Annotated in this window: 22 protein-coding genes; 7 read left to right on the top strand and 15 right to left on the bottom strand. The window is 63.1% G+C overall.

All coding sequences use genetic code 11. The annotated features are described in order from the left end of the window. Nucleotides 1-19 precede the first annotated feature (19 nt). From IM737_RS09730 to IM737_RS09690, 9 genes are all read right to left on the bottom strand, one after another. The gene (locus IM737_RS09730) at nt 20-937 is read right to left on the bottom strand and encodes an ABC transporter permease (RefSeq protein ID WP_442874199.1); all 918 of its coding nucleotides are present in this window, start codon (nt 935-937) and stop codon (nt 20-22) included. Continuing rightward, nucleotides 937-1,848, bottom strand: coding sequence for an ABC transporter permease (locus IM737_RS09725; protein WP_236899715.1), 912 nt, complete (start codon nt 1,846-1,848; stop codon nt 937-939). Before IM737_RS09725 ends, IM737_RS09730 begins: the two co-directional genes overlap by 1 nt. After that, the gene (locus tag IM737_RS09720; RefSeq protein ID WP_236899714.1) at nt 1,829-2,434 is read right to left on the bottom strand and encodes an ANTAR domain-containing response regulator; all 606 of its coding nucleotides are present in this window, start codon (nt 2,432-2,434) and stop codon (nt 1,829-1,831) included. The genes IM737_RS09725 and IM737_RS09720 overlap by 20 nt, the downstream gene beginning before the upstream one ends. Further along, entirely contained in the window at nt 2,431-3,585 is a 1,155-nt protein-coding gene (locus tag IM737_RS09715) for a transporter substrate-binding protein (protein ID WP_236899713.1), read from the bottom strand. The genes IM737_RS09720 and IM737_RS09715 overlap by 4 nt, the downstream gene beginning before the upstream one ends. A gap of 177 nt (nt 3,586-3,762) precedes the next feature. Then, the gene (locus tag IM737_RS09710; RefSeq protein WP_236899903.1) at nt 3,763-4,998 is read right to left on the bottom strand and encodes an amidohydrolase family protein; all 1,236 of its coding nucleotides are present in this window, start codon (nt 4,996-4,998) and stop codon (nt 3,763-3,765) included. 63 nt (nt 4,999-5,061) lie between these two features. After that, complete coding sequence (locus tag IM737_RS09705) at nt 5,062-6,009, bottom strand: ABC transporter permease (RefSeq protein ID WP_236899712.1); 948 nt, start codon at nt 6,007-6,009, stop codon at nt 5,062-5,064. Between the two features lie 3 nt (nt 6,010-6,012). After that, complete coding sequence (locus IM737_RS09700) at nt 6,013-7,095, bottom strand: ABC transporter permease (RefSeq protein ID WP_236899711.1); 1,083 nt, start codon at nt 7,093-7,095, stop codon at nt 6,013-6,015. Then, entirely contained in the window at nt 7,092-8,621 is a 1,530-nt protein-coding gene (locus IM737_RS09695) for an ABC transporter ATP-binding protein (protein ID WP_236899710.1), read from the bottom strand. Before IM737_RS09695 ends, IM737_RS09700 begins: the two co-directional genes overlap by 4 nt. A 45-nt stretch (nt 8,622-8,666) precedes the next feature. After that, entirely contained in the window at nt 8,667-9,665 is a 999-nt protein-coding gene (locus tag IM737_RS09690; protein WP_236899709.1) for a BMP family protein, read from the bottom strand. A 690-nt stretch (nt 9,666-10,355) separates the two neighbouring features. On the opposite strand from IM737_RS09690, the gene IM737_RS09685 reads away from it, so the two are divergent. The 3 genes from IM737_RS09685 (at nt 10,356) to IM737_RS09675 (ending at nt 13,343) form a co-directional block, all read left to right on the top strand. Then, nucleotides 10,356-11,282 (top strand): VOC family protein, encoded by a 927-nt coding sequence (locus IM737_RS09685; protein WP_236899708.1) that lies wholly within the window; start codon nt 10,356-10,358, stop codon nt 11,280-11,282. 89 nt (nt 11,283-11,371) lie between these two features. Next, a complete protein-coding gene (locus tag IM737_RS09680; RefSeq protein WP_236899707.1) occupies nt 11,372-12,118 on the top strand; it encodes an SDR family NAD(P)-dependent oxidoreductase in 747 nt (248 codons plus the stop codon). Nucleotides 12,119-12,206: 88 nt separating this feature from the next. Next, nucleotides 12,207-13,343, top strand: coding sequence for an FAD-dependent monooxygenase (locus IM737_RS09675; RefSeq protein WP_236899706.1), 1,137 nt, complete (start codon nt 12,207-12,209; stop codon nt 13,341-13,343). 55 nt (nt 13,344-13,398) lie between these two features. Here the strand turns inward: IM737_RS09675 and IM737_RS09670 are convergent, their stop codons facing one another. Both IM737_RS09670 and IM737_RS09665 read right to left on the bottom strand, forming a co-directional pair. Then, a complete protein-coding gene (locus IM737_RS09670) occupies nt 13,399-14,364 on the bottom strand; it encodes a fumarylacetoacetate hydrolase family protein (protein ID WP_236899705.1) in 966 nt (321 codons plus the stop codon). A 10-nt stretch (nt 14,365-14,374) separates the two neighbouring features. Further along, nucleotides 14,375-15,289: an SDR family oxidoreductase gene (locus IM737_RS09665; RefSeq protein WP_236899704.1), complete on the bottom strand. Its 915-nt coding sequence runs from the start codon at nt 15,287-15,289 to the stop codon at nt 14,375-14,377. A gap of 179 nt (nt 15,290-15,468) precedes the next feature. Between IM737_RS09665 and hisD the strand changes: the two genes are divergently transcribed. The 4 genes from hisD to IM737_RS09645 all read left to right on the top strand — a co-directional run bounded on the left by hisD (nt 15,469) and on the right by IM737_RS09645 (nt 19,429). Continuing rightward, nucleotides 15,469-16,806: a histidinol dehydrogenase gene (gene hisD, locus IM737_RS09660; RefSeq protein ID WP_236899703.1), complete on the top strand. Its 1,338-nt coding sequence runs from the start codon at nt 15,469-15,471 to the stop codon at nt 16,804-16,806. After that, a complete protein-coding gene (locus IM737_RS09655; RefSeq protein ID WP_236899702.1) occupies nt 16,803-17,573 on the top strand; it encodes an SDR family NAD(P)-dependent oxidoreductase in 771 nt (256 codons plus the stop codon). Before hisD ends, IM737_RS09655 begins: the two co-directional genes overlap by 4 nt. Before the next feature lie 13 nt (nt 17,574-17,586). After that, nucleotides 17,587-18,597, top strand: coding sequence for an SMP-30/gluconolactonase/LRE family protein (locus IM737_RS09650; protein WP_236899701.1), 1,011 nt, complete (start codon nt 17,587-17,589; stop codon nt 18,595-18,597). Nucleotides 18,598-18,826: 229 nt separating this feature from the next. Then, a complete protein-coding gene (locus IM737_RS09645; RefSeq protein ID WP_236899700.1) occupies nt 18,827-19,429 on the top strand; it encodes a TetR/AcrR family transcriptional regulator in 603 nt (200 codons plus the stop codon). Between the two features lie 61 nt (nt 19,430-19,490). Here the strand turns inward: IM737_RS09645 and IM737_RS09640 are convergent, their stop codons facing one another. From IM737_RS09640 to IM737_RS09625, 4 genes are read right to left on the bottom strand one after another with little or no spacing between them, the layout of a single operon-like run. Further along, nucleotides 19,491-20,462: an ABC transporter substrate-binding protein gene (locus IM737_RS09640; protein WP_236899699.1), complete on the bottom strand. Its 972-nt coding sequence runs from the start codon at nt 20,460-20,462 to the stop codon at nt 19,491-19,493. Between the two features lie 30 nt (nt 20,463-20,492). Next, a complete protein-coding gene (locus tag IM737_RS09635; protein ID WP_236899698.1) occupies nt 20,493-21,233 on the bottom strand; it encodes an ABC transporter ATP-binding protein in 741 nt (246 codons plus the stop codon). A gap of 60 nt (nt 21,234-21,293) precedes the next feature. Further along, entirely contained in the window at nt 21,294-22,091 is a 798-nt protein-coding gene (locus IM737_RS09630) for an ABC transporter permease (RefSeq protein WP_236899697.1), read from the bottom strand. Further along, the gene (locus IM737_RS09625; RefSeq protein WP_236899696.1) at nt 22,088-22,846 is read right to left on the bottom strand and encodes an ABC transporter permease; all 759 of its coding nucleotides are present in this window, start codon (nt 22,844-22,846) and stop codon (nt 22,088-22,090) included. The genes IM737_RS09630 and IM737_RS09625 overlap by 4 nt, the downstream gene beginning before the upstream one ends. Nucleotides 22,847-22,935: the final 89 nt, after the last annotated feature.

The raw sequence follows: 22,935 nt of genomic DNA, 5'->3' as shown, positions 1-22,935 counted from the left end.
TGTCTCTCCTGTGTTGATGTCAGCGCAGCTTGATGCGCGGATCGATGAGGGGGGCGACGAGGTCGGCAATCAGGTTGCCGATGACGATGGCGCAGGCGGAAACCAGCGTGACGCCCATGATGATGGGAATGTCGACGCGCTGGATGGCCTGCCAGGCAAGCTGGCCGATACCGGGCCAGCCAAAGACGCTTTCCACCACCACGATGCCGCTCATGAACATGCCGATATCGATGCCGATCATGGCGACGACGGGCAGGATGGCGTTGGGGATGGCATGACGGAACAGCACGATGCGGCCGCGCAGGCCCTTGGACTGGGCGGTACGGATATAGTCCTGGCGCAGCACGTCGAGCATCGAGGAGCGCATCATGCGCGCATACCAGCCCGCCCCAAGCAGGCCGAGGGTAAGGGCCGGCAGCACCAGGTGCTGGAACGTGCCGTAGCCGCCGATCGGGAACCAGCCAAGCTGCACGGCAAAGACGTAGAGCAGCAGGATGCCGATGACGAATTGCGGCGCCGAGACGCCCACAAACGACACCACCATCAGCGCATTGTCGAGAAAGCTGCCGCGACGCATCGCGGCGAGCACGCCCATAGTGAGGCCGATCGCCAGTTCGCAGGCGATGGCTCCGGCCATCAGCAGCAGGCTGGCCGGCAGCCGTGCGCCAACCAGTTCGGCCACCTCGGTCTTTTGTAGATAGGAGCGGCCGAGATTGCCCTGCAGCAGGTTGGAGAGGTAGCGCCAATACTGCTCCCACAAGGGCAGATCGAGGCCAAGCTGGGCGCGGATGTTCGCCACAGTTTCGGCCGTGGCGCTGCGGCCAGCGATCTGTCGAACCGGATCGGCGGGCAGCAGATAGAGCAGCACGAAGGTGACGACGCTGATGCCAAGCAGGATCAGCGCCGCCTGCGCCAGACGCTGGATGACATAGCCGATCACGCCGACCTCCCCTGCTGGGTCGGATCGAGAATGTCGCGCAGTGCGTCGCCGAGCAGGTTGAACGCCAGCGACAGCAGCAGGATGGCCGCACCGGGAATGAACACCAGCCATGGCGCCGTGGCGAAATAGGTCTGGTTTTCGAAGATGATGTTACCCCAGCTCGGCGTGGGCGGCCGCACGCCGATGCCAAGGAAGCTGAGTGTGGCCTCGAGCAGCACTGTCGTGGAAATGCCCAATGTCGCCCAGACTACGATGGTCGACACCAGATGCGGCAGGATATGGCGCCACAGGATCAACCCCGATCCTGCCCCCAAAGAACGCTCGGCCTCGATGAACTCGCGCTCGGCCAGTGAGCGCGTCTCGGTATAAAGCACCCGCGCGATCTGCACCCAGTTCACCATGGCAATGACAAGCGCCACGATCCACAGGCTCGGCCGGAAGATCGCGGCCAGCACGATTGCCAGCAACAGCGCCGGAAAGCTCATCATCAGATCGGTGAAGCGCATCAGCACCGCGCCGATGATCCCGCGGAAGTAGCCGGCGGTGATGCCGACCAGCGCGCCGATGAAAACGGCAATGCCATTGGCGACGACGCCGATCACCAGCGACGTCTGCGCCCCGACGATCAGCCGGCTGAGCAGGTCTCGCCCGAGCAGATCTGTGCCAAACCAGAACATGGCATTGGGCGGTAGCGGCGCGCCCTCGAGCGTCAAGCCGTCGAAGAACTGCTCATTGGGATCGTGCGGCGTGAGCCACGGCGCGAACAGCGCGCACATCACCACCAGCCCGACGATAACCAGTCCCGTCGCCGCCAACGGACGGCGTACCAGTCGGCCGAGCACCGAGCGGGCGCGGATCGGCCGGGTCGGCAATGCCGTTGGGCCAAGGTCAGGGGCGATGACGGACATGGCCCCCTCGAAGCTGGGACACGATGCGCTCGGCCATGTCCTCGATCGAAAGACGTGACAGCATGGCATCGCGCCGCAGGATGGCGTAAGCGGCACCTGCCGATAGGTTGTCCTGCAGCATCAGACAGGCCGTCGCCTCGGCGACCACCTGCCGCCTGTCGAGGCGCGATCGCAGACCGTCGAGTTCCTGATGCAGGCTTGAGCGCCGCGCAAAAGCCTCGGTGGCGATGACGAGGGCCGAGAACACGCCGCCGCTCCCGACCGGCTTCAGCAGATGCGCATCAGCCCCCATCCGAATTGCCCAAGCCAGGCGGCCGGGCGCCTCCGAACCGATGAGGGCGACCGCGGGCATGGGTATGTGGCCGGCCTCCCACGGAAACTGCCCATCGTGTCCCATATCCGCGTCGTAGAACAACAGGTCGGACGCATCCGCCACAAAGCCGGCCGGCAGGTCGGGCCAGATAACCTCGTGGCGAATGCCCAGCTGCGCCAGCTGCCGGGCGATGGCGTCGACCAGCACATGCGGCCGATGCACGATCAGGGCGCGTCGGCCGTCGAAGTTCGGCGTGGGAACGGGCCGGCTCATTTGACCACCCTGAGATGGGACGCGACGCGCGGTACGATGGGCATGGACCGCGCCAGATACGGGTCAGGCCGAATGGCCATGCTGCCATCGGCCACAATCTCGAAGCCATGGGGGGTAGCCCGCGCAATGCGTGGGGTCAGTACCGAATGGTTGGTCGCCGCATCGATCTCGATCTCGCCGAATGGCGCCATCGACACCTTGCCGGTCGCCGCCGCCACAACCTGCTGCCCGTCGTCGGTGCCTGCCGCGGCTATACCGGCGGCCAGCAGGTGAACCGCCGTATAGGCCTGCGCGAAGAAGGCGGAAATGTGCCTGGCATCGGGAGAAAAGCGTCGTGCGATGGCGAGGAACCGCAGGTTTTCCGATGACGTCAGCGACTGAAAGTATGGCGCGATGGCATATTGGCCGCTGGCGACCTCACCGAGCTCTGCCAGCTCGCTTTCGGCAAGGTTGCAGCTCAACACCGGGCGCACGTCCTGCGCAAAGGAAGGATCGGACTGCCCCAGCGCATGATAGGCCGCGAGAAAGGCGTGGGACGACGGCCCGATCAGTGTATTGAGAACGAATGCCGGTCGCTTGGTTCGGATTTCCTCGATGATGCGCCCAATATCAGTATCGCCCAGCGGGATGTAGCGCTCGCCGGCGACGGTGCCGCCAGCCGCCTCCATGGCGTCGCGGGCGATGCGGTTGGTCTCCCATCCCCAGATGTAGTTCGACCCGACAAGAAAGCCGTCGGCGCCAAACCGCGGCAGGATGAATTGCAGCAGCGGCAGCACGTGCTGGTTGGGGCAGGCGCCGAGATAGACCACCTGCTCGTTGGCCTCGAAGCCCTCATAGGGGCAGGAATACCACAGGGTGGTCTGGCTCTTTTCGAGCACGGGGATGACTTCCTTGCGGCTCCACGACGTGGTGCAACCAAGGACGTGCCGGGCGCCGGACGTGGAGACCAGCTCGGCAGCCATCGGCGCGTAGTTCTCGGTTGCGCCGCGCGGGTCGCGAATATGGGGTTCAAGACTTATGCCGTATTGGCCGGTGGCATTGATCTCATCGATGGCCGTCAGCGTACCCAGCAGCCCTTCCCGACCAATCGCGGCATAGGGGCCGCTGCCGGAGAACAGCACACCGACCGGGACCGTGTTGTCGAGAGCCATCGGCAGATCCACAAATGAAAAGGGCCCCACTCAGAACTGCGAAGCGCGTTCCAAAGTGGGGCCCAAATGCCCAAAACCGTCTGTTGTTGGTTCGATAGTGCAGAGCTGTCGGATGTGAGTCAAGCGACAAGACGAATTGTTGAGCGGCAGGCAACGCCTGCCCATAATTTGCGCAACCTACGTTCTTGGACCGACCTGGCTGGGGTCGAGAATGTCGGGCCTGCCGGGCAGGCTCAGCCGGGAACGGCGGGGTTCCGCCCGTGCAATGACCTTGCCACCCTTGATGACAGCCAGTCGTGTCGCCTTGAGCCGGATGGCTTCGATCGGGTCGGCCGCCTGCAGCAACACCATGTCCGCCTTGCAGCCGACTTGGACGCCATAACCGTCAAGATTGAGGATGGCAGCCGGTCCCGTCGTGACCGCGGCAAAACACTGCCGCATAGCCTCGCGGCTGGTCATCTGGGCGACATGCAGGCCCATATTGGCGACCTCCAGCATGTCGGCCTGGCCGAGCGAATACCAGGGATCCATCATGCAATCCTGCCCGAAGGCCGAGGTGATGCCGTAGCCCAGCATCTCCGGAAAGCGGTTCATGCCGCGCCGCTTGGGGTAGGTGTCGTGCCGCCCCTGGATAACGATGTTGATATTGGGGTTGGCAATGGCCGCCACCCCGGCTTCCGCCATCAGCGGCAGCAGCTTGCTGACATAGTAGTTGTCCATCGAATGCATCGAGGTGAGATGCGAACCGGCAACGCGCCCGCCCAGACCCAGCCGTTGAGTCTCATAAGTCAACGTTTCGATATGCCGGCTTAGCGGATCATCGGTTTCGTCGCAGTGCAGGTCCACCAGCAGCCCACGTTTCTCGGCGATCTCGCACAGAGCCGAAACGCTGGCGGCACCGTCCGCCATTGTGCGCTCGAAATGCGGGATGCCGCCAACCACGTCGACACCCATATCCAGCGCCCGGCCCAGCAAGTCCACAGCGCCTGGATAGCGGTAGTAGCCATCCTGTGGAAATGCAACGAGCTGCAGGTCGATATAGGGCGCAACGCGGCGCTTCACCTCGAGCAACGCCTCGACGCCCAGCAGCCGGTCATCGCAGACATCGACATGGGTGCGAATGGCCAGCAGACCCTGCGACACGGCAAGATCGCAATAGGCAAGCGCCCGCTCGATCACCGCCTCATGCGTCAGCAGCGGCTTGAGCTCTCCCCAGATTTGGATGCCTTCCAGCAGCCGGCCGCTCTCGTTGTAACGTGGCAGGCCCAGCGACAGCGTCGCATCCATATGGAAATGACAATCGACAAAGGGCGGCGAGACAAGCTGCCCGGCAGCGTCGATGGTCTCGCCGGCCTCGCCGCCCAAATTGGGCTCGATAGCGGTGATGCGACCGCCAGACATGCCGATGTCCATGCTGGTGCGGCCATCAGCAAGGGTAGCGTTGGTGAGCTTCAGGTCGAACACAGGATACCTCGTCTAGTGTCGCTGGCCCTTGAACCAGGGTTGCAGCAGCGCCCGCGGATAGTCGGCGCGGCGCGCCACCAGCACAAGTGCCACAATGGACAGCAGATAGGGCAGCATCAGGAAAACCTGCCCCGGCACCACCTGTCCGATTTCGGCCTGCAAGCGAATCTGGAAGGCATCGAAGGCGCCAAACAGCAGCGCGCCCAGCAGCGCCTTGCCCGGTTGCCAGGAGGCGAAAACCACAAGCGCGATGCAGATCCACCCGCGACCGTTGATCATGCCGAAGAAGAACGCGTCAAAGGCGGACATGGTGAGGAATGCGCCACCCAGCGACATTAGTGACGACCCCACCACGACGGCGCCGATGCGCAGACCCTGCACCGAGAGGCCCTGGGCCTCGACCGCCGCCGGATTGTCGCCGACGGCGCGGATGGCGAGCCCGAGCGGCGTTCGATAGAGCACGAAGGCGATCAGGGCGACCAGTAGCAGTGCCAGCATGGTCAGCGGCGTCTGCTGGAACAATGCGGGTCCGATAAAGGGCAGGTCAGAGAGTCCTGGAATGGCGATCGGCTGGAAGGGCGCAATACGCGGTGGCGAGGTCACGTCCGGCAATGCGGTCCGATACGTGAAGTAACTCAGGCTGGTGGCAAGCAGCGTTATGCCGATGCCGGACACGTGCTGCGAGAGACCAAGCATGACAGTCAGCACGGCATGCAGCAGTCCGAAGATCGCACCGGTCAGCATGGCCACCAGCACGCCACCCCACAGCCCTGCGCCGAGATAGACCGCCAGCCACCCAGCCATCGCTCCCGCGACGAAGATACCCTCGATCCCCAGGTTAAGCACCCCAGCTCGCTCGCAGATCAGCGCGCCGAGCACACCGAAGATCAGCGGCGTGGCGATGCGGACAGCAGCGGCCCAGAAATTGGCGGAGCCGAAAATATCGAGCAGCACATCCATCGCCTACTCCCCCGCAACCGGCGTCATAGCGCGCTCATAGCGGACGCGGAAGCGCAGGAAGAAACCGCCGACCAGCACACAGAGCAGCGACAGCGCCACCACCAGGTCGGCCAGATAGTTGGAGATGCCGGTGGCCCGGCTCATCGAATCCGCACCGACGAACACCGCCGCGACAAAGATCGCAGCGAACACCGTGCCAACTGGCGACAGGCCGGCCAACATGGCCACCACGATGCCGGAATAGCCAAAGCCGGGCGACAGGTCCGAGGACAGATAGCCCTTCACGCCGGAAACCTCACTGACGCCGGCCAAACCAGCCAGGCCGCCCGAAATCAGCGCCACCTTCAGCATGGTCGCATCCACCGGGATGCCTGCAAAGCGCGCCGCTGCGCGGTTTTCGCCGACTGCTCTGATCTCGAAGCCGAGCACGGTCTTACGCACCAGCACCCAAAGAAGAATTGCCGCCGCCACCCCGACCACCAGCCCCCAATGCATGCGCAACCGCGGCACCAGCTTGGCCAGCTTCGCCTCAGCCAGCAGCGGCACCGATTGCGGCCAGCCCATCGACAACGGGTCCTTGAGCGGCCCCTCTATCAGCATCTGGACGAACAGAATGACGACGAAGTTGAGCAGCAGGGTGATGACAACCTCGTCGGCGCCAAACCGCTGCTTGAGAATGGTCGGGATGACCATCATCAGCCCGCCGGCAATGAAGCCGGCAATCATGATAGTCGGGATCATCAGCGCCGGCGGCATCTGCAGCAGGCCGCTGCCAACAAGCACGGCGGCAAGTGCCCCAATATAGAGCTGCCCCTCGGCGCCAATGTTCCACAGCCTGGCGCGGAAGGCGACAGCGGCGGCCAGACCCGTCAGGATCAGCGGCGTGGCCCGATTGAGGGTCTCGGAAAACGCGAACATCGAACCGAAGGCGCCCTGGATGATAAGGCTATAGGCGGTGAGCGGCGAACCGCCGGCGAAAAGCACCGGGATCGCAACCAGCAGTAAGGCGGCCACCGCGGCGCCAAGCGAGACCATCAGCTTGAGCGCCACGGAAGCGTCGGTGCGGGACTCGAGACGAAAGCTCATGCCGCCTGCCCCGCCATCAACAGTCCCACCGCGCCGCGATCCAGCCGATCGGACGGACCGGCATCGCTGACCTCACCGGCATGCACCACAAGGAAGCGATCGGCCAGTGCAAACAATTCGTCGAGGTCTTCCGAGATTACCAGCACCGCTGCGCCCCGATCGCGCGCCGCGATGATCCGGCGATGCACTTCGGATTGTGCTCCGACATCGAGGCCGCGCGTCGGCTGGTTGGCGAGGATAACGCGCGGCTCGCGCTCCAGCACCCGCGCCAGGATGAGCTTCTGCACATTGCCGCCCGACAGCAGCCGCGCCTCGGCGTCCGGCCCCGGGCAGCGGATGTCGTAAGCGGCGATCGCGCTGGTCGCCCGCGCCTGCATGGCCTTGCGATCGAGCAGGCCCAGCCGCGAGAATGCTGCGCCGCGCACTTCCTCAATGGCAATATTGTCGGCCACGCTCATGGTCCCAACCACGCCATCGTGCTGCCGGTCCTCGGGCATTCGAGCCACGCCAGCCGCAACCAGCGCGCGTGGATCAGCTGTGATTATGGCAGCGCCATAGAGGCGAACGGCGCCTGCATCGGGCACGGCCAACCCCGAGATCAGCGCAGCAATGCCGCCTTGCCCGTTGCCGGAGACGCCGGCTAAACCCACGATCTCGCCGGCCCGCAATGCGAAACTCACATCCCGGAGCGACTGTCTCGCCGAGCCCTGACGCAGGTCCACGCCGTCAAATTCAAGCAGCGTCTCTGCGGGATGCGACGCCGTTCGCTTCACCTCCGCCACCGCCTTGCCCACCATAAGGTCGGCAATGGTGCGTCGGTCGGTATCGGCCGTTACCAGTTCGCCCGCCTTGCGTCCGCCGCGCAGCACGAGGATGCGATTGGACACCGACAGCACCTCGCCCAGCTTGTGCGAAATGAAGATCACACCCAGGCCGTTGCCCGCCAGCCGACGCAGCACGGTGAACAGGCCCTCAGACTCCTGGGGGGTCAGCACCGCCGTGGGCTCATCAAGGATCAGCACGCGCACGTCGCGGTACAGCGCCTTGAGGATTTCCACCCGCTGCTTCTCGCCGACGGTGAGCGCCGCGACGCGCCGGTCGAGATCAACCTCCAACCCGCTCTCGGCAATGATCTGCAGCACTTTCTGGCGCGCCTTGGCTTTGCCGCCCAGCGCCAAAAGGCCTTCGGTTCCGAGCCGGATATTGTCGAGGCCGCTGAGGTTTTCTGCCAGAGCGAAATGCTGATGCACCATGCCGATACCAGCCGCCAGCGCGGCTCCCGGCGATCCCGGCGGCAAGGTTCGCAGGTCACCATCGGCTCCGGCCACCCGCACCACGCCCTCATCCTGCACATAGTGGCCGAAGAGGATGTTCATCAGCGTCGTCTTGCCGGCACCGTTCTCGCCCAGCAGCGCCAGGATCTCACCGCGGCGCAAGCTCAGGTCCAGCCCGTCATTGGCCGCGAGCTTGCCGAAACGTTTGGTGATGCCCTCGAGCGAGAGCACGACGCCATCTGAATTGGTCATTCCGCCCCCGGATGGACGGCCGGGCGCCGCGCGCCCGGCGCGAGACTACATGGTCGAGGACGGCTCGGCGTCGTTGATCTCGACCTTGAACGTGCCGGCGACGATCTCGGCTTCCTTGGACTTGGCGGCTGCCACCGCTTCAGCACCGGCGAGCGCCTCGTCATAGACGGCGCTGGAGCCGCCATATTCCATGAAGGCATAGATGCCGTAGTCGGAAGCGGTGAAGCTGCCGGCCTTCACCTCGGCGATCGCTTTGTCGATCATCGGCTCGCCATGCCAGAGCGCGCTGGCCAAGATGGTACCCGGATAGTCCGTCGAGGTGTCGATCACATTACCGATGGCGAGGATGCCGCGTTCCTTGGCAGCGTCCGAAACGCCGAAGCGCTCGGCATAGAGAATGTCGGCGCCGGCATCGACCATGGCGAAGGCGGCTTCCTTGGCCTTGGGCGGATCGTACCAGGAGTTGATGAAGCTGACTGAGAACTTGACGTCGGGATTGACCGACAGCGCGCCTGCCATGAAGGCGTTCATCAGGCGGTTGACTTCGGGAATGGCATAACCACCGACCATACCGATCTTGTTGCTCTCGGTCTTGGCCCCGGCGATCATGCCGGTGAGGTAGCTTGGCTCCTGGATGAAATTGTCAAAGGTGGCGAAGTTCGGCTCCACCGGCGGCAAGGACGAGCCCATCAGGAACATGATCTCGGGGTATTCGCTGGCAACAGCACGCGCCGGCTGCTCGACGCCGAACGCCTCGCCCACCATGAGCTTGACGCCCTGCTCGGCATATTCGCGCATCACGCGCTCATAGTCGGTATTGGTGGTGTTCTCGGAATAGACATACTCGATCTCGCCGCGCTCCTGCGCCGCGACCAACGCATTGTGCAGGCGGCTAGCCCATTGCTGCTCGACCGGCACGGTCCAGATCGCCGCGACCTTGATCACATCCTGCGCGAACACCGGACCGGAAAGCGCCATTGCGGCGGCCCCCAGCGCGATCGCCGACACGAATGCACGTCGTCCAAGCTTCAGTTGATCAGTCATCTGATTTCCCATGATTGTGCAAAAAACGCCCATGCTTCCCCGATGCCCATCTAGGAGGCAACGAGCTGGTCTTGGCAAGATGAAAGATTGACGGCGTGGCGTCGGGAACGCGGAAGTCAATCGACTGCCCCGGCCCCCGGGCGCCACCGGTCGAAATGGTCCGCTTCGGGTCAGGAAGCGGGGCATACCGATCTCTGGGTACTGTGCCACAACGTAGCTTTCAGCGGCACACCGCCAGGGTATTGCGTGTTGGACGTCAGCTATCAAGCGCCGCTCGCTAAGGGCGCTTTCCTGAAGCGTTTTTAGGGCGCCTAGCGGCAGCCGAAACTCTACACGTTAGCGGACCGGCAGCTTCCGGTTTCTAGAAAGCGAAAGCAGACGCCGAGGCCGTTGGGGCCAGGGTCATAGCTCAGCCCAAAGCGGCGGTGAACCGTCTGATTCGGGGTTGGGGTCCGAGAGGAATGCGTTCTCTCGAACAGCGGACGGTCAACTGATACGGTCAGCCGCCTTTGGGAGGTCTGTCGGGTGCGTTCACCCTTTTGGCGCGCTTGGACTCCGGGGGCCAAGCGTGTCGTGCGGGGCCGCAAGTCGAGCTATCGGTTTGGACGATCATACGGATAGATTCAATCAATTTGGGAAATAGTGACCCGCTTACTAGGATTGGCCTGTGTTGTTCGTGGGAGGCGAAAAATGCAGATTGTCGGTCCTGATGAGGTTGTCTTTGGTGTGGACGACATGGAGGCCTGCCGGGCGTTTCTGCTCGACTATGGTCTGACTGAAGTCGGCGGCGGCTTTTACGAGGCCCTGGACGGCACCGGCATCCGCATCCTGCCACGCAATGACCCGTCTCTGCCGGCGCCGTTGCCAACGGCAACACTGATGCGCAAGACCATCTATGGCACGGTCGATCAGGCCGCCGTCGATGCCATCGCCGCCGAGCTGGAGACCGATCGTGCGGTCAAGCGCTTCGATGACGGCTCGATCGAGGCCAAGGACGACCTGGGTTTCGTCCTGGGCTTTCGGGTCACGACACGGCGCAAGCTGAACCTGCCGGCAGAGCTGGTCAATTCGCCGGGTGCTCCGCCGATGCGGGCGGAAAACATTGTTGCGGCCAATCAGGACGCCGAGGCCAAGCCACGCATGCTGTCCCACGTCGTGTATTTTGTGCCCGATGTGCTCAAGGCCGAGAAATTCTACGTTGAACGCCTCAAATTCGTCGAGACGGATCGCTTTGTCCAGGCCGGCCCATTCCTGCGCCCGCGTGCCTGCAAGGACCATCACACGCTGTTCCTGATCCAGACGCCAGACTACATGCAGGGGCTCGAACACATCGCCTTCCATATGCAGGGACCAACCGAGCTGATGCTCGCGGGCTCGCGCATGGTCAAGAAAGGCTATGAGAGCTTTTGGGGCCCTGGGCGACACAAGCTTGGTTCGAACTGGTTCTGGTACTTCAATTCGCCGCTGGCGACCCACATTGAATATGATGCGGACATGGACCTGCATGACGACAGCTGGGTGTCGCGCCATGTCGACCTGAGCCCCGAGCATTCGCAGCTCTTCCTGTTCGAAAACCGGGACAAGTGGTCGCCGGGCCCGCCGCCCAAAGACGACTGACGGGGTTGGCGAGCGGGTCCGGGCCCGGCCTCAATTGCGCTCGAAGGCAAAGGTGACCGGGCGCCGCTCCAAGCTGATCGGGGGGACGTATGGCAGACCGTTTGAGCGGCAAATGCGCGGTTGTAACCGGAGCCGGGCGAGGTATCGGCCGGCAGATTGCGGTGATGTTCGCGGCCGAGGGCGCAAGGGTGGTCGCGTGCGATATTGATGCAGCGGCCCTGAACGGGCTGGCGGCGGAATGTTCGGGCATGGATGTGCACGCCGCCGATCTGACGTCAGCGACTGGTGCCGATGGACTGGCCCGGGTGGCGCAGGCTCAATTGGGCGCTGTCGATATTCTGGTCAACGCCGCTGCTATCGTGAAGTTTGGATGGATCGACTCGTTGAGCGTGGACGACTGGACCTCCACGACCAAGGGTGAAATCGATACGGTCTTCCTGGTCACGCGCGCGATCTGGCCGCTGCTGGTGGCGAGTGGCAAGGCGTCTATCGTCAATTTTTCTTCGGCCAATGCCCATGTGGCGCTCGATGGCCTGCCGGCAATTGCCCATACGGCCGGCAAGGGGGCGGTGCTGGCCATGACCCGGCAGCTGGCGATGGAAGGCGGTCCCAAAGGCATCCGCGCCAATTCGATCGCGCCTGGCTTCACGGTCACCGAAGAGACGGCGCAGCATCTCGATACGCCCTTGATGGCCAAGGTCCGCGCCAAGCTGATGGTGGGCCGGTTGGGCACAACCGAGGACATCGGGCATCTGGCAATTTATCTGGCCTCAGATGAGGCCGGCTATGTGACGGGGGCCGATATTCGCATCGATGGTGGGGCGACAGCCTGGTGAGGCGCGGGGGCGGCGCAGCTGAAACATGCAGTGAAACGACTGTCGAGCCGAGGCCAAACAAGGCAGCGTTCTACGGGGAGAAGGACAAGTGGCGGGTAATCTCAACAAGCATCTCAATCGCCTTCTCATCGTCGGCGGTGGCGTGGGCGGCCCGGCGGTAGCCATCCGCATGGCCGAACACGGCGTCAAGGTGGATCTGGTGGATTCCGAGCGGAACTGGGGCGCTGCGGGAACCGGGGTGACGCTGTCTCCCCTGACGGCCCGTGCGCTCTGCGATCTGGGCCTTGCCAGGGCGCTGATGGAGCGGGGTCATATGCATGACTCGGTAACGCTGTGCGACCCGGTGGGCAATGTCCTCAAGGTGATCACATCGCCTCGCCTCCATGCGCCTGACGTGCCGGCCGAAGGCGGCATCATGCGACCTGTCCTGCACGAGATAATGGCGACGCGCATGCGTGAATTGGGCGTTTCGGTCCGCACCGGCACCTCGATTGCCGGACTGGAACAGGACGCGGCCGGCGTGGACGTTGTCTTCACCGACGGCACGGCGGGACGCTATGACATGGTCGTGGGGGCGGACGGGCTGTTTTCGAGCATGCGCCGCATGATCATGCCGGATGCAACGGCACCGTCCTATACCGGGCAGGTCTGCTGGCGCGCGCAACTGAACAAGCCCAGGCATTGGGATGGCGGACGGATGTTCTTTGGTCCGGTCAAGGTCGGGTTCACGCCCTGTGGCCGGGACCAGATGTATATGTATCTGCTCGAGAATGCCGCCACCAAGCCATGGTACGAGGACAAGGATTTGTTGCCTCGACTGCGGACGCTGCTGGCGCCATTCGGTGGTGAACTGGGTGACATTCGCGATGGGCTGGACGAGAGCGTGCCCATCCTGGCGCGACCGCTGGAATCGGTGCTGGTGGACGGGCCATGGTTTGTGGGCCGGGTATTGCTTGTTGGTGATGCCGTCCACGCAACCACACCGCACCTGGCATCGGGCGCCGGCATGGCCGTTGAGGATGCCATCGTGCTGGTCGAAGAGCTGGACAAGGCCGCGACCCTGCGTGACGGGCTCGAAGCCTTCATGGCGCGCCGCCTGCCGCGCAGCAAGGCGGTTGTCGGCAATTCGCTCAAGATCGGCAGGATGGAGCAGAGCGGGGCTCCCCAGCCGGAGATCGCAGCGCTGATGGGCGCGTCGCTGCAGATGATCACCGAGCCCTATTGAATCAGCAGCGGTCGCCGGACAGCGCAAGGCAGTCCGGCGACCGCACTGACAAAGCTCAGGCCTTGACGATCTTCTGGTCGATCGCACCAAAGACCGACTGACCGTCCTTGCCGGTGACGTCCATTCGCACACGGTCACCGAACGACATGAACGGCGTCTTGGCTTCGCCCTGGTCGATCATCTCGATGCCGCGACGCTCAGCAATGCAGGACGAGCCCACTTCGCGATAGGTCTTGTTGGAGACAGTGCCCGAGCCCAGCACTGTGCCGGCGACGAGGGCGCGCGAATAGGCAGCGTGCGCGACCAGCTGATCAAAGCCGAACGCCATTTCGTAGCCGTTGGCCGCGCCAAAGCGCTTCTCGTTCCAATCGACCAGCAGGGGCAGATCGACACGCGCATCGCGCCAGCTCTCTCCCAGCTCATCTGGCGTCACCGCCACGGGTGCCATCGAACAGGCCGGCTTGGCCTGCACCCAGCCAAAGCCGGTCTTCATTTCGATGGGCGCCAGCTTGCGCAGCGACCAGTCGTTGATCTGCACGATCAGCCGGATGTGAGCGCCCGCGGTCGCCGTGTCAGCGCCAAAGGGGACTGCATCGGTGATGACGCCATACTCGCCTTCGAAATCAATTCCGTCGGCTTCCGAGGGCATGCGCACGTCGTCGGCGGGGCCATAGAACAGGTTTGAGAGGCCCTGATACATCAAGGGCCGGCCAGTTTTTTCCTTCTTGGCCAAGCCAAATACGGTGTCCATCAGGTCGCCGTGGCTTTCGAAAGCGGACCCATCGAGCCACTGCCAGGCGCGCGGCAAAGGGGCCATCGCGCTGGAGGGATAAAATGGGGTCCCGCCCCGCTGATTGAGGGCAGCATATTCAGCGGTCAGGGCGCTTTCGAGTCCGGTCCAGTTCTCGAGCGCAGTCTGCATCGTCTGGGCGGCCTGGGCCGGCGCGGCGCGGGTCAGGTCTCGACTGACCAGATGAAGACGGCCGTCCAAGGTGCCATCTGGTAGGGTCGCGAGCTTCATGTTTCCTCCATTAAGTCATTGCTTGCGCGACCAGCGTGTCGGCATCGGCATCGCGCGCAAAGCCCAGCTGGTCGGCGGTCCTGGTGATGATCTGGGGGTAGCTGCCGAACAGCGCCACGGTTTCGGGATCGGGATCAAACCGCACCCTTGACGGGCTGTCGGGGAAGCGGCGCCTGAGCGCGGCGACCAGTTCGCCAAAGGTCAGCGACAGCGCCGGCAGGGTGAAGGCACGTACGGGTCCGATCTCGGGCAGCATAGCGGCATGCACGAAATTGCCGGCGACTGTATCGACCGAGGTCAGCCAGGTGCGGCTGTCGGGTGCCACAGGCAGCACGATGTCTTCGCCGCGCTTCACGCACCAGAACAAGCGGCTCATGAACGCCGTCTTGAGGGCGGCATCCGCCCCATCGCGCGCCATGACACCGGATGGGCGCAACGACACGCCGTCGAGCCAGCCCTTGGCCGCGAAATTGGACAGGGCGACCTCCATCATCAGCTTCTGGGCGCCATAGACCATGGTTGGCCCGGTGGGGGTGGCATCGGTAACCGGATCGGGCAGCGGCTTGGCATAGACTGCGATTGTCGAGGCAAAGACCACGCGGGTGGCGGCGCTCTGATCGCGCAGATGCTCGAACAGATCCAGCGTCCCGTCGAGGTTGACCTTGCGGGCCAGCGAGTAATCGGCTTCGGCCGCGCCACCCAAAATCGCGGCGAGGACAATCACCTTGTCGGCACCCGCCAGAACCTGGTTGCGCACAACGGGGTCAGCGAGATCGCCCATGGTCTGGGTGATTCTGGGATCATCGGGGTGGGGGAATGCCATCTGGTCCAGCAGCGCAATCTGGGTGAATTCCTGCATGGCCGCCAATCGCCTGGCGACACGCTGCCCGACGAATCCACCGGCACCGACAACTGCAACTTTCATCCGTCCACAACCCGTGCTATAAAATTGGTTAGTCGTACAAACAATATGCGCAAAGCGCTGCAGATACAAGGCTGGTGCCGCACCAATCAGGGAGGCTCGCATGTGTGGCGAGCCCCATGAGGGCCCAGGACAGAGTACCCGGCGAAGCTGCGCACGTGCTGGAGGATGAAGACAGATATATGGCAAAAATTCTGAAAGAGGGCGTCGATCCGGGGGTCGTCAAAGCGGCCGACGACAAGGTTCGCGGCATCGTCGAGGCAACTCTCGCCGACATCGAAAAGCGTGGTGACGCCGCCGTGCGCGACCTCTCGGTAAAGTTCGACAACTGGGACCGCGACGACTACCGGCTGACCCAGGACGAGATCAACGCCTGCCTGGCCGAGATGAGCCCACAGGACATCAAGGACATCGAATTTGCCCAGGCGCAGGTCCGCAACTTTGCCCAGTTGCAGCGCGACTCCCTGCGGGACATTGAAGTCGAGACGATGCCGGGCGTGATTCTAGGGCACAAGAACATCCCGATCCAGAATGCCGGCTGCTATGTGCCCGGCGGCAAATATCCCATGCTGGCCTCGGCCCATATGTCGGTGCTTACCGCCAAGGTGGCGGGCGTGCCCCGCGTGATCACCTGCGCACCGCCCTATCAGGGCAGGCCCGCCGCGGCGATCGTGGCGGCCCAGCACATGGCCGGGGCCGACGCGATCTACGCATTGGGTGGGATTCAGGCGATTGGCGCGATGGCGCTGGGTACCCAGACGATCGATCCGATCGATATTCTGGTGGGGCCGGGCAATGCCTTTGTGGCCGAAGCCAAGCGACAGCTCTATGGGCGGGTCGGGATCGACCTGTTCGCCGGGCCGACCGAGACCATGGTGATTGCCGACGAGACGGTGGATGCGGAACTCTGTGCGACCGATATTCTGGGGCAGGCCGAGCACGGGCCGGACAGTCCCGCCGTCCTGCTGACCACATCGGAGAGATTGGCGCGCGAGACGATGGGCGAGATCGAGCGCCTGCTCAAGATCCTGCCGACGGCCGGCTATGCCGCCAAGGCGTGGGAGACCTACGGTCGGGTGATCGTGGCCGATGACCATGACGAGATGCTCAGCATCGCCAATGAGATCGCTTCCGAGCATGTCCAGATCATGACTGACCGCGACGACTGGTATCTGGAGAACATGGTCAACTACGGCGCATTGTTCCTCGGGCCGCGCACCAATGTGGCCTTTGGCGACAAGGCCATTGGCACCAACCACACCCTGCCGACCAAGCGGGCAGGCCGCTATACCGGCGGGCTCTGGGTGGGCAAGTTTATAAAGACCCACACCTATCAGCGCGTCACAACGGATGAGGCGTCGGCCCTTGTCGGACGCTATTGCTCGCGGCTGTGCATGCTGGAGGGGTTCCAGGGCCATGCCGAGCAGGCCAATATTCGCGTTCGCCGGTATGGACGACAGAACGTACCTTATGCCGAGGGGGCTTCCCCGCTCGCCGGGATCGACAAGGCGGCATCATGAGTGTGCGGTTGCCCAAAGCACCGGGTTTCCGCGTGGATGGTCAACGGGCGCTGGTCACCGGCGCCGGCCGGGGCATTGGCCTGGCCTGCGCCGCGGCGCTGGCCGAGGCCGGAGCGGAAGTGACTTTGGCCGGTCGTACTGTGGACGAGATCGACCAGGCGGCGGCCGCGATCCGTGACACTGGCGGGGCCGCGCAGGCACTGCGGCTCGACGTATCTGATATAGCGGGCACAGCCGCCACCATAGCCCGAACGGGGCCGTTCGACATTCTTGTCAACAATGCCGGCACCAACCGGCCGAAACCGGTCTGGGATGTGAGCGAGGCCGATTATGACACTGTTCTCGACCTCAATCTGAAGGCTGCGTTCTTTGTTGCCCAGGCGGTGGTCCGGGGGCTGATTGCGGCGGGAAAACCTGGCTCGCTCATCCATATGTCCAGCCAGATGGGACAGGTGGGTGGCGCGGCCCGCTCGCTCTACTGCGCCTCAAAATGGGGAATGGAGGGGTTCAGCAGGGCATTGGCGCTGGACCTGGCGCCCCATCGAATACGCTCCAACACCATAGCCCCGACCTTTGTCGAAACGCCGATGACCCGGCCCTTTTTCGAGGACAAGGCGTTTCTGGACAGCGTCATCGCCAAGATCAAACTGGGCAGGCTGGGGCAGGTCGAGGACCTGATGGGCGCGGTGCAGTTCCTGGCTTCCCCCTCGTCGGCATTGATGACGGGGACAACCCTGACCGTCGATGGTGGCTGGACTGCTGAGTGATCAAGGAAACAACATGACAAACCCACTGATCGGCTGGCAGATCGACCCGCAGGACCTTCAATATGTCGGGCATGACCTCGAGCGTCCCGAATGTATCCTGGCTGAGCGCGACGGGACGCTGTGGTCGGCCGATGGCCGGGGTGGCGTGGTGCGTATCGACCCGGATGGCCATCAGGAACTGGTGCTGCAGCGCGGCCAGTCGCCCAACACGGCATCCAGTTTCACGGACCGGCTGGTCAATACACGGGGTAGTCTGCCCAATGGGCTGGCGTTTGATGAGAACGGCGACTTCCTGATCGCCAATTTCGGAACCGACCAGCTCGAGCTGATGACCCGGCATGGCGAGAGCCGTGTCTTGTTGGACAAGATTGACGGGCGCCCGATCGGCAAGGCCAATTTCGTGACTCGCGACCGCAAGGGGCGGCTCTGGCTGACCGTCACCACGCAGATGGTGCCATGGACCGAGCACGTCAAAACCAACTCGCGCGATGGCTATGTCGCGCTGATTGACAAGAATGGGGCGCGGATCGTCGCCGACAATCTGTGCGGCACCAACGAGCTGCGGTTTGATCGCAATGAGGAATGGCTCTACGTCGCCGAGACGACGTCGCGCAATATCACCCGCTTCAGGGTGGATGGCGACCGGCTGGTGGACCGGCAGATCTATGGTCCTGCAAATGTCGGCGGGTTCTGTGACGGCATCGCGTTTGATGACTATGGCAATCTATGGACGACGCTGATCATGGCGGACCGTCTGGTGGCGATAACGCCGGACGGCGACTTGCTCACCATTCTTGATGCGGGCGGCGATCCGGCGCCACTGGCCGCGCTGGACGCTGCCTGGGAAGCGGGTCAGGTGACACCCGAGTTGATGGGGGCATGCGGCGGGACCATCTGCCGATGGATGGCCTCGCTGACATTTGGTGGACCTGATTTGCGGACAGTCTATCTGGGCTCGCTGCAGGGCACGCGAATACCGTATTTTCAGGCGCCGGTAGGCGGGCAGCCGCTGATCTATTGGTAGCCTTGCGATGCGGGTGCCCCCTGCGGGCTGGTCCTTTGCGGTGAATTTGTCTAGTCAGTTGGTCACGGTTTGCAACAGAGATCGACGCATGGCGCAATACGGTTGCAATGGTTGGAGCTCTTGAGATCGATGGACGCTTTCTGGGGAATACAGACTGATGGCAAGTGATGCGCCAGCCAAACAGGGCGCGCCCCGGCGGGGGCGATCGGTAACCCGCAGCAATGGCGACATGACGCGCGACAAGATCCTGAACGCGGCTGAGGCGCTGTTTGCCCAGAGCGGTTTCGCGTCGGTCTCGCTCCGCGAAATCACCACGCGAGCCGAGGTGACGCTGGCCTTGTCGACCTATCATTTCGGCACCAAGGAAAAGCTGCTGGAAGCCATCGTGGCACGTCGGGCGGACATATTGTGCGACGCGCGCCAGGCGCGGCTCTCGGCCCTGCAGAACCCGAGTGTGCGTGATCTGCTGGATGCCTTCATGGCGCCGATGTTTGAAAAGGCGACTTCCGATGGCCCCGAATGGGCCGACTATTTCCGTGTGCTCGCCCGGCTAGGCGGGGACAACCAGTGGCTGGACGTCCTGGCCCGGCATTTTGACGAGACGGCGAAGCTGTTTGTGGCAGCGCTGATGAAAGCCATGCCTTCGGCAGATCGCGGGCATGTCGCGCGAGCCTTCACCATGGTGCTGCAGATCATGCTGGCGACGGTTTCCAAGCATGGCCGCGTTGACATGCTGACCGAGGGCAGCGTGGAGGGCGGCGACCTGGACAGTGCCTATCCGGTGCTGCTGCAATTTGTGACCCATGGTCTGGAGAGTTTCAACCAGCGCTGAATGGGCATGATTGGCGAAAAAAAGAGGCCCGGTGGGCCCCTTTCCTGTTGTGGGTTGCCGATTACTGGCGCGGGGCGCCGGACCAGATGTATTCTTCGGCAGTCGGGACGCGGGAGATGAAGCCGTACTTGGCCAGGAATTCATTCTCAAGGTTCCACGCGTCGGCATTGAATGCTGCCTGGAAGGGCGAGATTGCACGGACCTTGAGATATTCCGGCGGCAGCTGGGTCATCTTGATATCGACGTCGCGGACGGCGTCATCGTTCGCATTGGCATATTCATAGCCCAGCGTCATGGCCTCGATGAACTTGCCCAGCAGTTCGGCGTTCTGGTCGGCCCATTCCTTGTTCGAGGCAAAAATCACCGACGGGAACCCGAAGGTCGAACTGTCGAACACTTCCTTGAGCTCGCGATTGCCCTGCTGAATGGCCAGGTCATAAAACAGGCCGATCGGGATACCCGCATCAACGCTACCGGCATCGATGGCCTGCAGCACGCCGGGGAAGGGCAGGTTAACAAGCTCGACGTCGTCGCGGGTCAGGCCGTTGGCTTCAAGCGTGCGGATAAGCACCGAGCCCTGAGGGCTAGCAATGCCAGGCAATCCGATCTTCTTACCCTTGAGATCGGCGATAGTCTGGATCGGGCTGTCGGCAGGCACGATCAGGCCATAGGTTGCGGTGTCTGGCTCCTGATCCTGTGCATTAAGGACGGCAACAACAGGCAGGCCGTTGGCCACCGCTGCGGTCAAGGGCACGGCGCCAGTCATGGCGACGTCTTGCTGGCCCGACATCAACTGCGCCAGGGCGCCATCGGGCGAGGCGCCGACCTTGATATCGAGCACGATGCCGCGCTCCTCGAAAAGCCCGAGGTCCTGCGCGATGAACAGTCCCTCAAATTGACCTACGGGTGAACGTTCCACCCGAATGGTCTGCATCTCCTGCGCCATGGCCGGGGCCGTGGCGGTAATGCCCAGCGCGGAGACGGCGACCAGCGCCGCTCCGTAGGCAAGGCTCTTCAAAGTTATATATGCCATTGATTTTCCTCCTGTTATCATCGGCAGGCGTCAGCGCATGATTTCGCTGAGCACCCGGTTTCGGTATTCGACGAATTTCGGATCAGATTTCGTGTCGATCTGATTCCGATTGCGGCCAAGGTCGATGTCGACGGCGTCGACAACCGTGGCCGGTTTGCCGGACAAAACCACCACCCGGTCGGCCAGGTAGACGGCTTCGTCAATGTCATGGGTGACGACGATCACACTGATCTGGAGCCGGCTACGCAGCTCAAGCACCAGGTCTTCGAGCCCCAGCCGCGTCTGCGCATCGAGGGACCCGAAGGGCTCGTCCATGAGGAGAATGTGGGCGTCATAGGCGAGCGCGCGCGCAATTGCGACGCGCTGCTGCATGCCACCCGACAGCTCCCAGGGATATTTGTCCGCCGACTTATCGAGGCCGACATCGGCCAGACACTCCATGGCGCGGGCATTGCGCTCCGCCTTGCCGACGCCGCGCCCCTGGAGCGGAAAGGCGACATTTTCCAGGGTGCGCATCCATGGCATCAACGAGCCGCGATAGTCCTGAAAGACGATGCCGATTTCGGCCTGCGGTTCAGTGATCTTTGCGCCGTTCAGCTTGACTGCGCCGGCGGTCGGTGGCGTCAGCCCCGACAGACAGCGCAGCAGCGTCGTCTTGCCGACGCCCGAGGGGCCGACGATGCAGATGAACGCGCCCGGTTCCACAACCAGGTTGAGATTGTCCAGCACGCCAAAGGAGCCGTAGGACTTGGACAGGCCCTCGACCTGCATCAAGGGCGCCTTGGAGGGCTGACTTGGACTCACCGGCATTTTGTTCACTTTCGTCACGCTCTAGTTGCTCGACCGCTCGCTCTGGAAATACCAGGCGAGGGCCCATCGTTCGAAGGCCATGAACACGGCGCTCAATACAAAACCAAGAACGCCAATCAGCAGCGTTCCAGCCCATGTTTCAGGCATCGCGAACTTCTGCTTGTTGTCGTTTATGTAGAAGCCGAGGCCTGAACTGGCCCCGAAAAACTCGCTGATCACCATCAGCACCAGGGCGACGGCTATGGCGACCCGGATGCCGGCCATAATCTGGGGCATTGCCGACATGAGCAGGACGCGCTGGAAATAGAGGACCCGCGGCACGCCAAAGGCCCGCGCAGTATCGCGCAGCTCCGAGGACATCGAACGGACGCCATCGATTGTGTTGAGTAGGATGGGCCAGAAGCAGGTAAGCGCGATGATGAAGATCTTGGGTGCGGCACCAATACCCATGGCAATGATGACGATGGGCACAATGGCCGCCGGCGGCACTGAACGCAGGAAGTTCAGCGTTGGCGTGGCGGCCTCGCGCAGGCCCTGATACTCCCCGACGATGAGGCCAATCAGGATGCCCAGTATGGTGGCGACAGCGAGCCCGATGGCCATATTGCTCAGGCTGAAGGCCATATAGGGGAGCAAGGGGCCGCCCACTAGGTCGCGCCAAAGCACGGCCAGAATGGTCTGGAGCGGTGGAAAGTAGAAGTTCGTGGAGTTCGCGGAGAGCGTCCACCACAGCACGATCGCCAGCACGGGCAAACCCCATTGGACGCCCATTTCCTTGACGCGCGCGCGTATGCCAGGCGTTTGGCTGGAGGTGCTCATGTGTTTTCCGACCTCCGGCTCCAGGGCAGGATCCGGTCTTCCACCTGTTCCCAAACTGCGGAGAGCACGACACCCAGAAGGCCGGCATAGATGACATAGGCGAAGGCCACTGCGACTTCGTTGCTGATCCGCGCCAGGCTGATCTGCTGCCCCAATCCGGTGACCGGAATGATCACTTCGGTACCCACTGCCACAAGCACTGAAACGGAAGTGGCGATGCGCAGTCCGGTGGCAATGTAGGGCAATGCGGCGGGCAGCATGACGCGGTAGAAGCGCAGCCCGAACGAGATGCGGAAGCTGCGGACCGTTTCGACCAATGTCGGCTCCAGCCGCCGCGCCCCATAGATGGTCTGCAGCAGGATCGGAAAGAAGCAGGCAATCGCCACTGTGGTGATCTTCATGGTGGCATTGGCGCCGATGATCAGTACGAAGATCGGCAAGAGCGCGACGACGGGGAAGGAGCGGCCAAAATCCAGGGTTACGCGCGTCACGCGTTCAAAGAGCGGGAAAATGCCGATCAGCAGGCCCAGGGGAATTGCGATCGCCGAGGCAATGACGATGCCAACCACCGAGTCGACCAGGGTGCCGAGAAGGGCCGGCAGGAATTCAGGACGGGCCCAAAGCGCAACGAGCTGGACAGCTACATGGTTGACCGGGGGCAAGACTTCTGGACTGAACACGCCAGCCATCCCGCCGACTGCCCACACGCCGACAAGCGATGCGGCGACCATGATCTGTCTGGCCAGTCCCCCCACGTCTCGTCCCCTCCTTAGCGCCCTTTCAGGCGTTGTTTCACTTTATTGGTTGGTTGACCAAACAGCAAGCGTTTGTCTTCGGACCGCCT

It is taken from the genome of Devosia sp. SL43 (assembly GCF_021729885.1).
Classification (GTDB): Bacteria; Pseudomonadota; Alphaproteobacteria; order Rhizobiales; family Devosiaceae; genus Devosia.
Note: the sequence above shows the minus strand (reverse complement) of the source record. Positions and strands in the feature narration are given on the sequence as shown.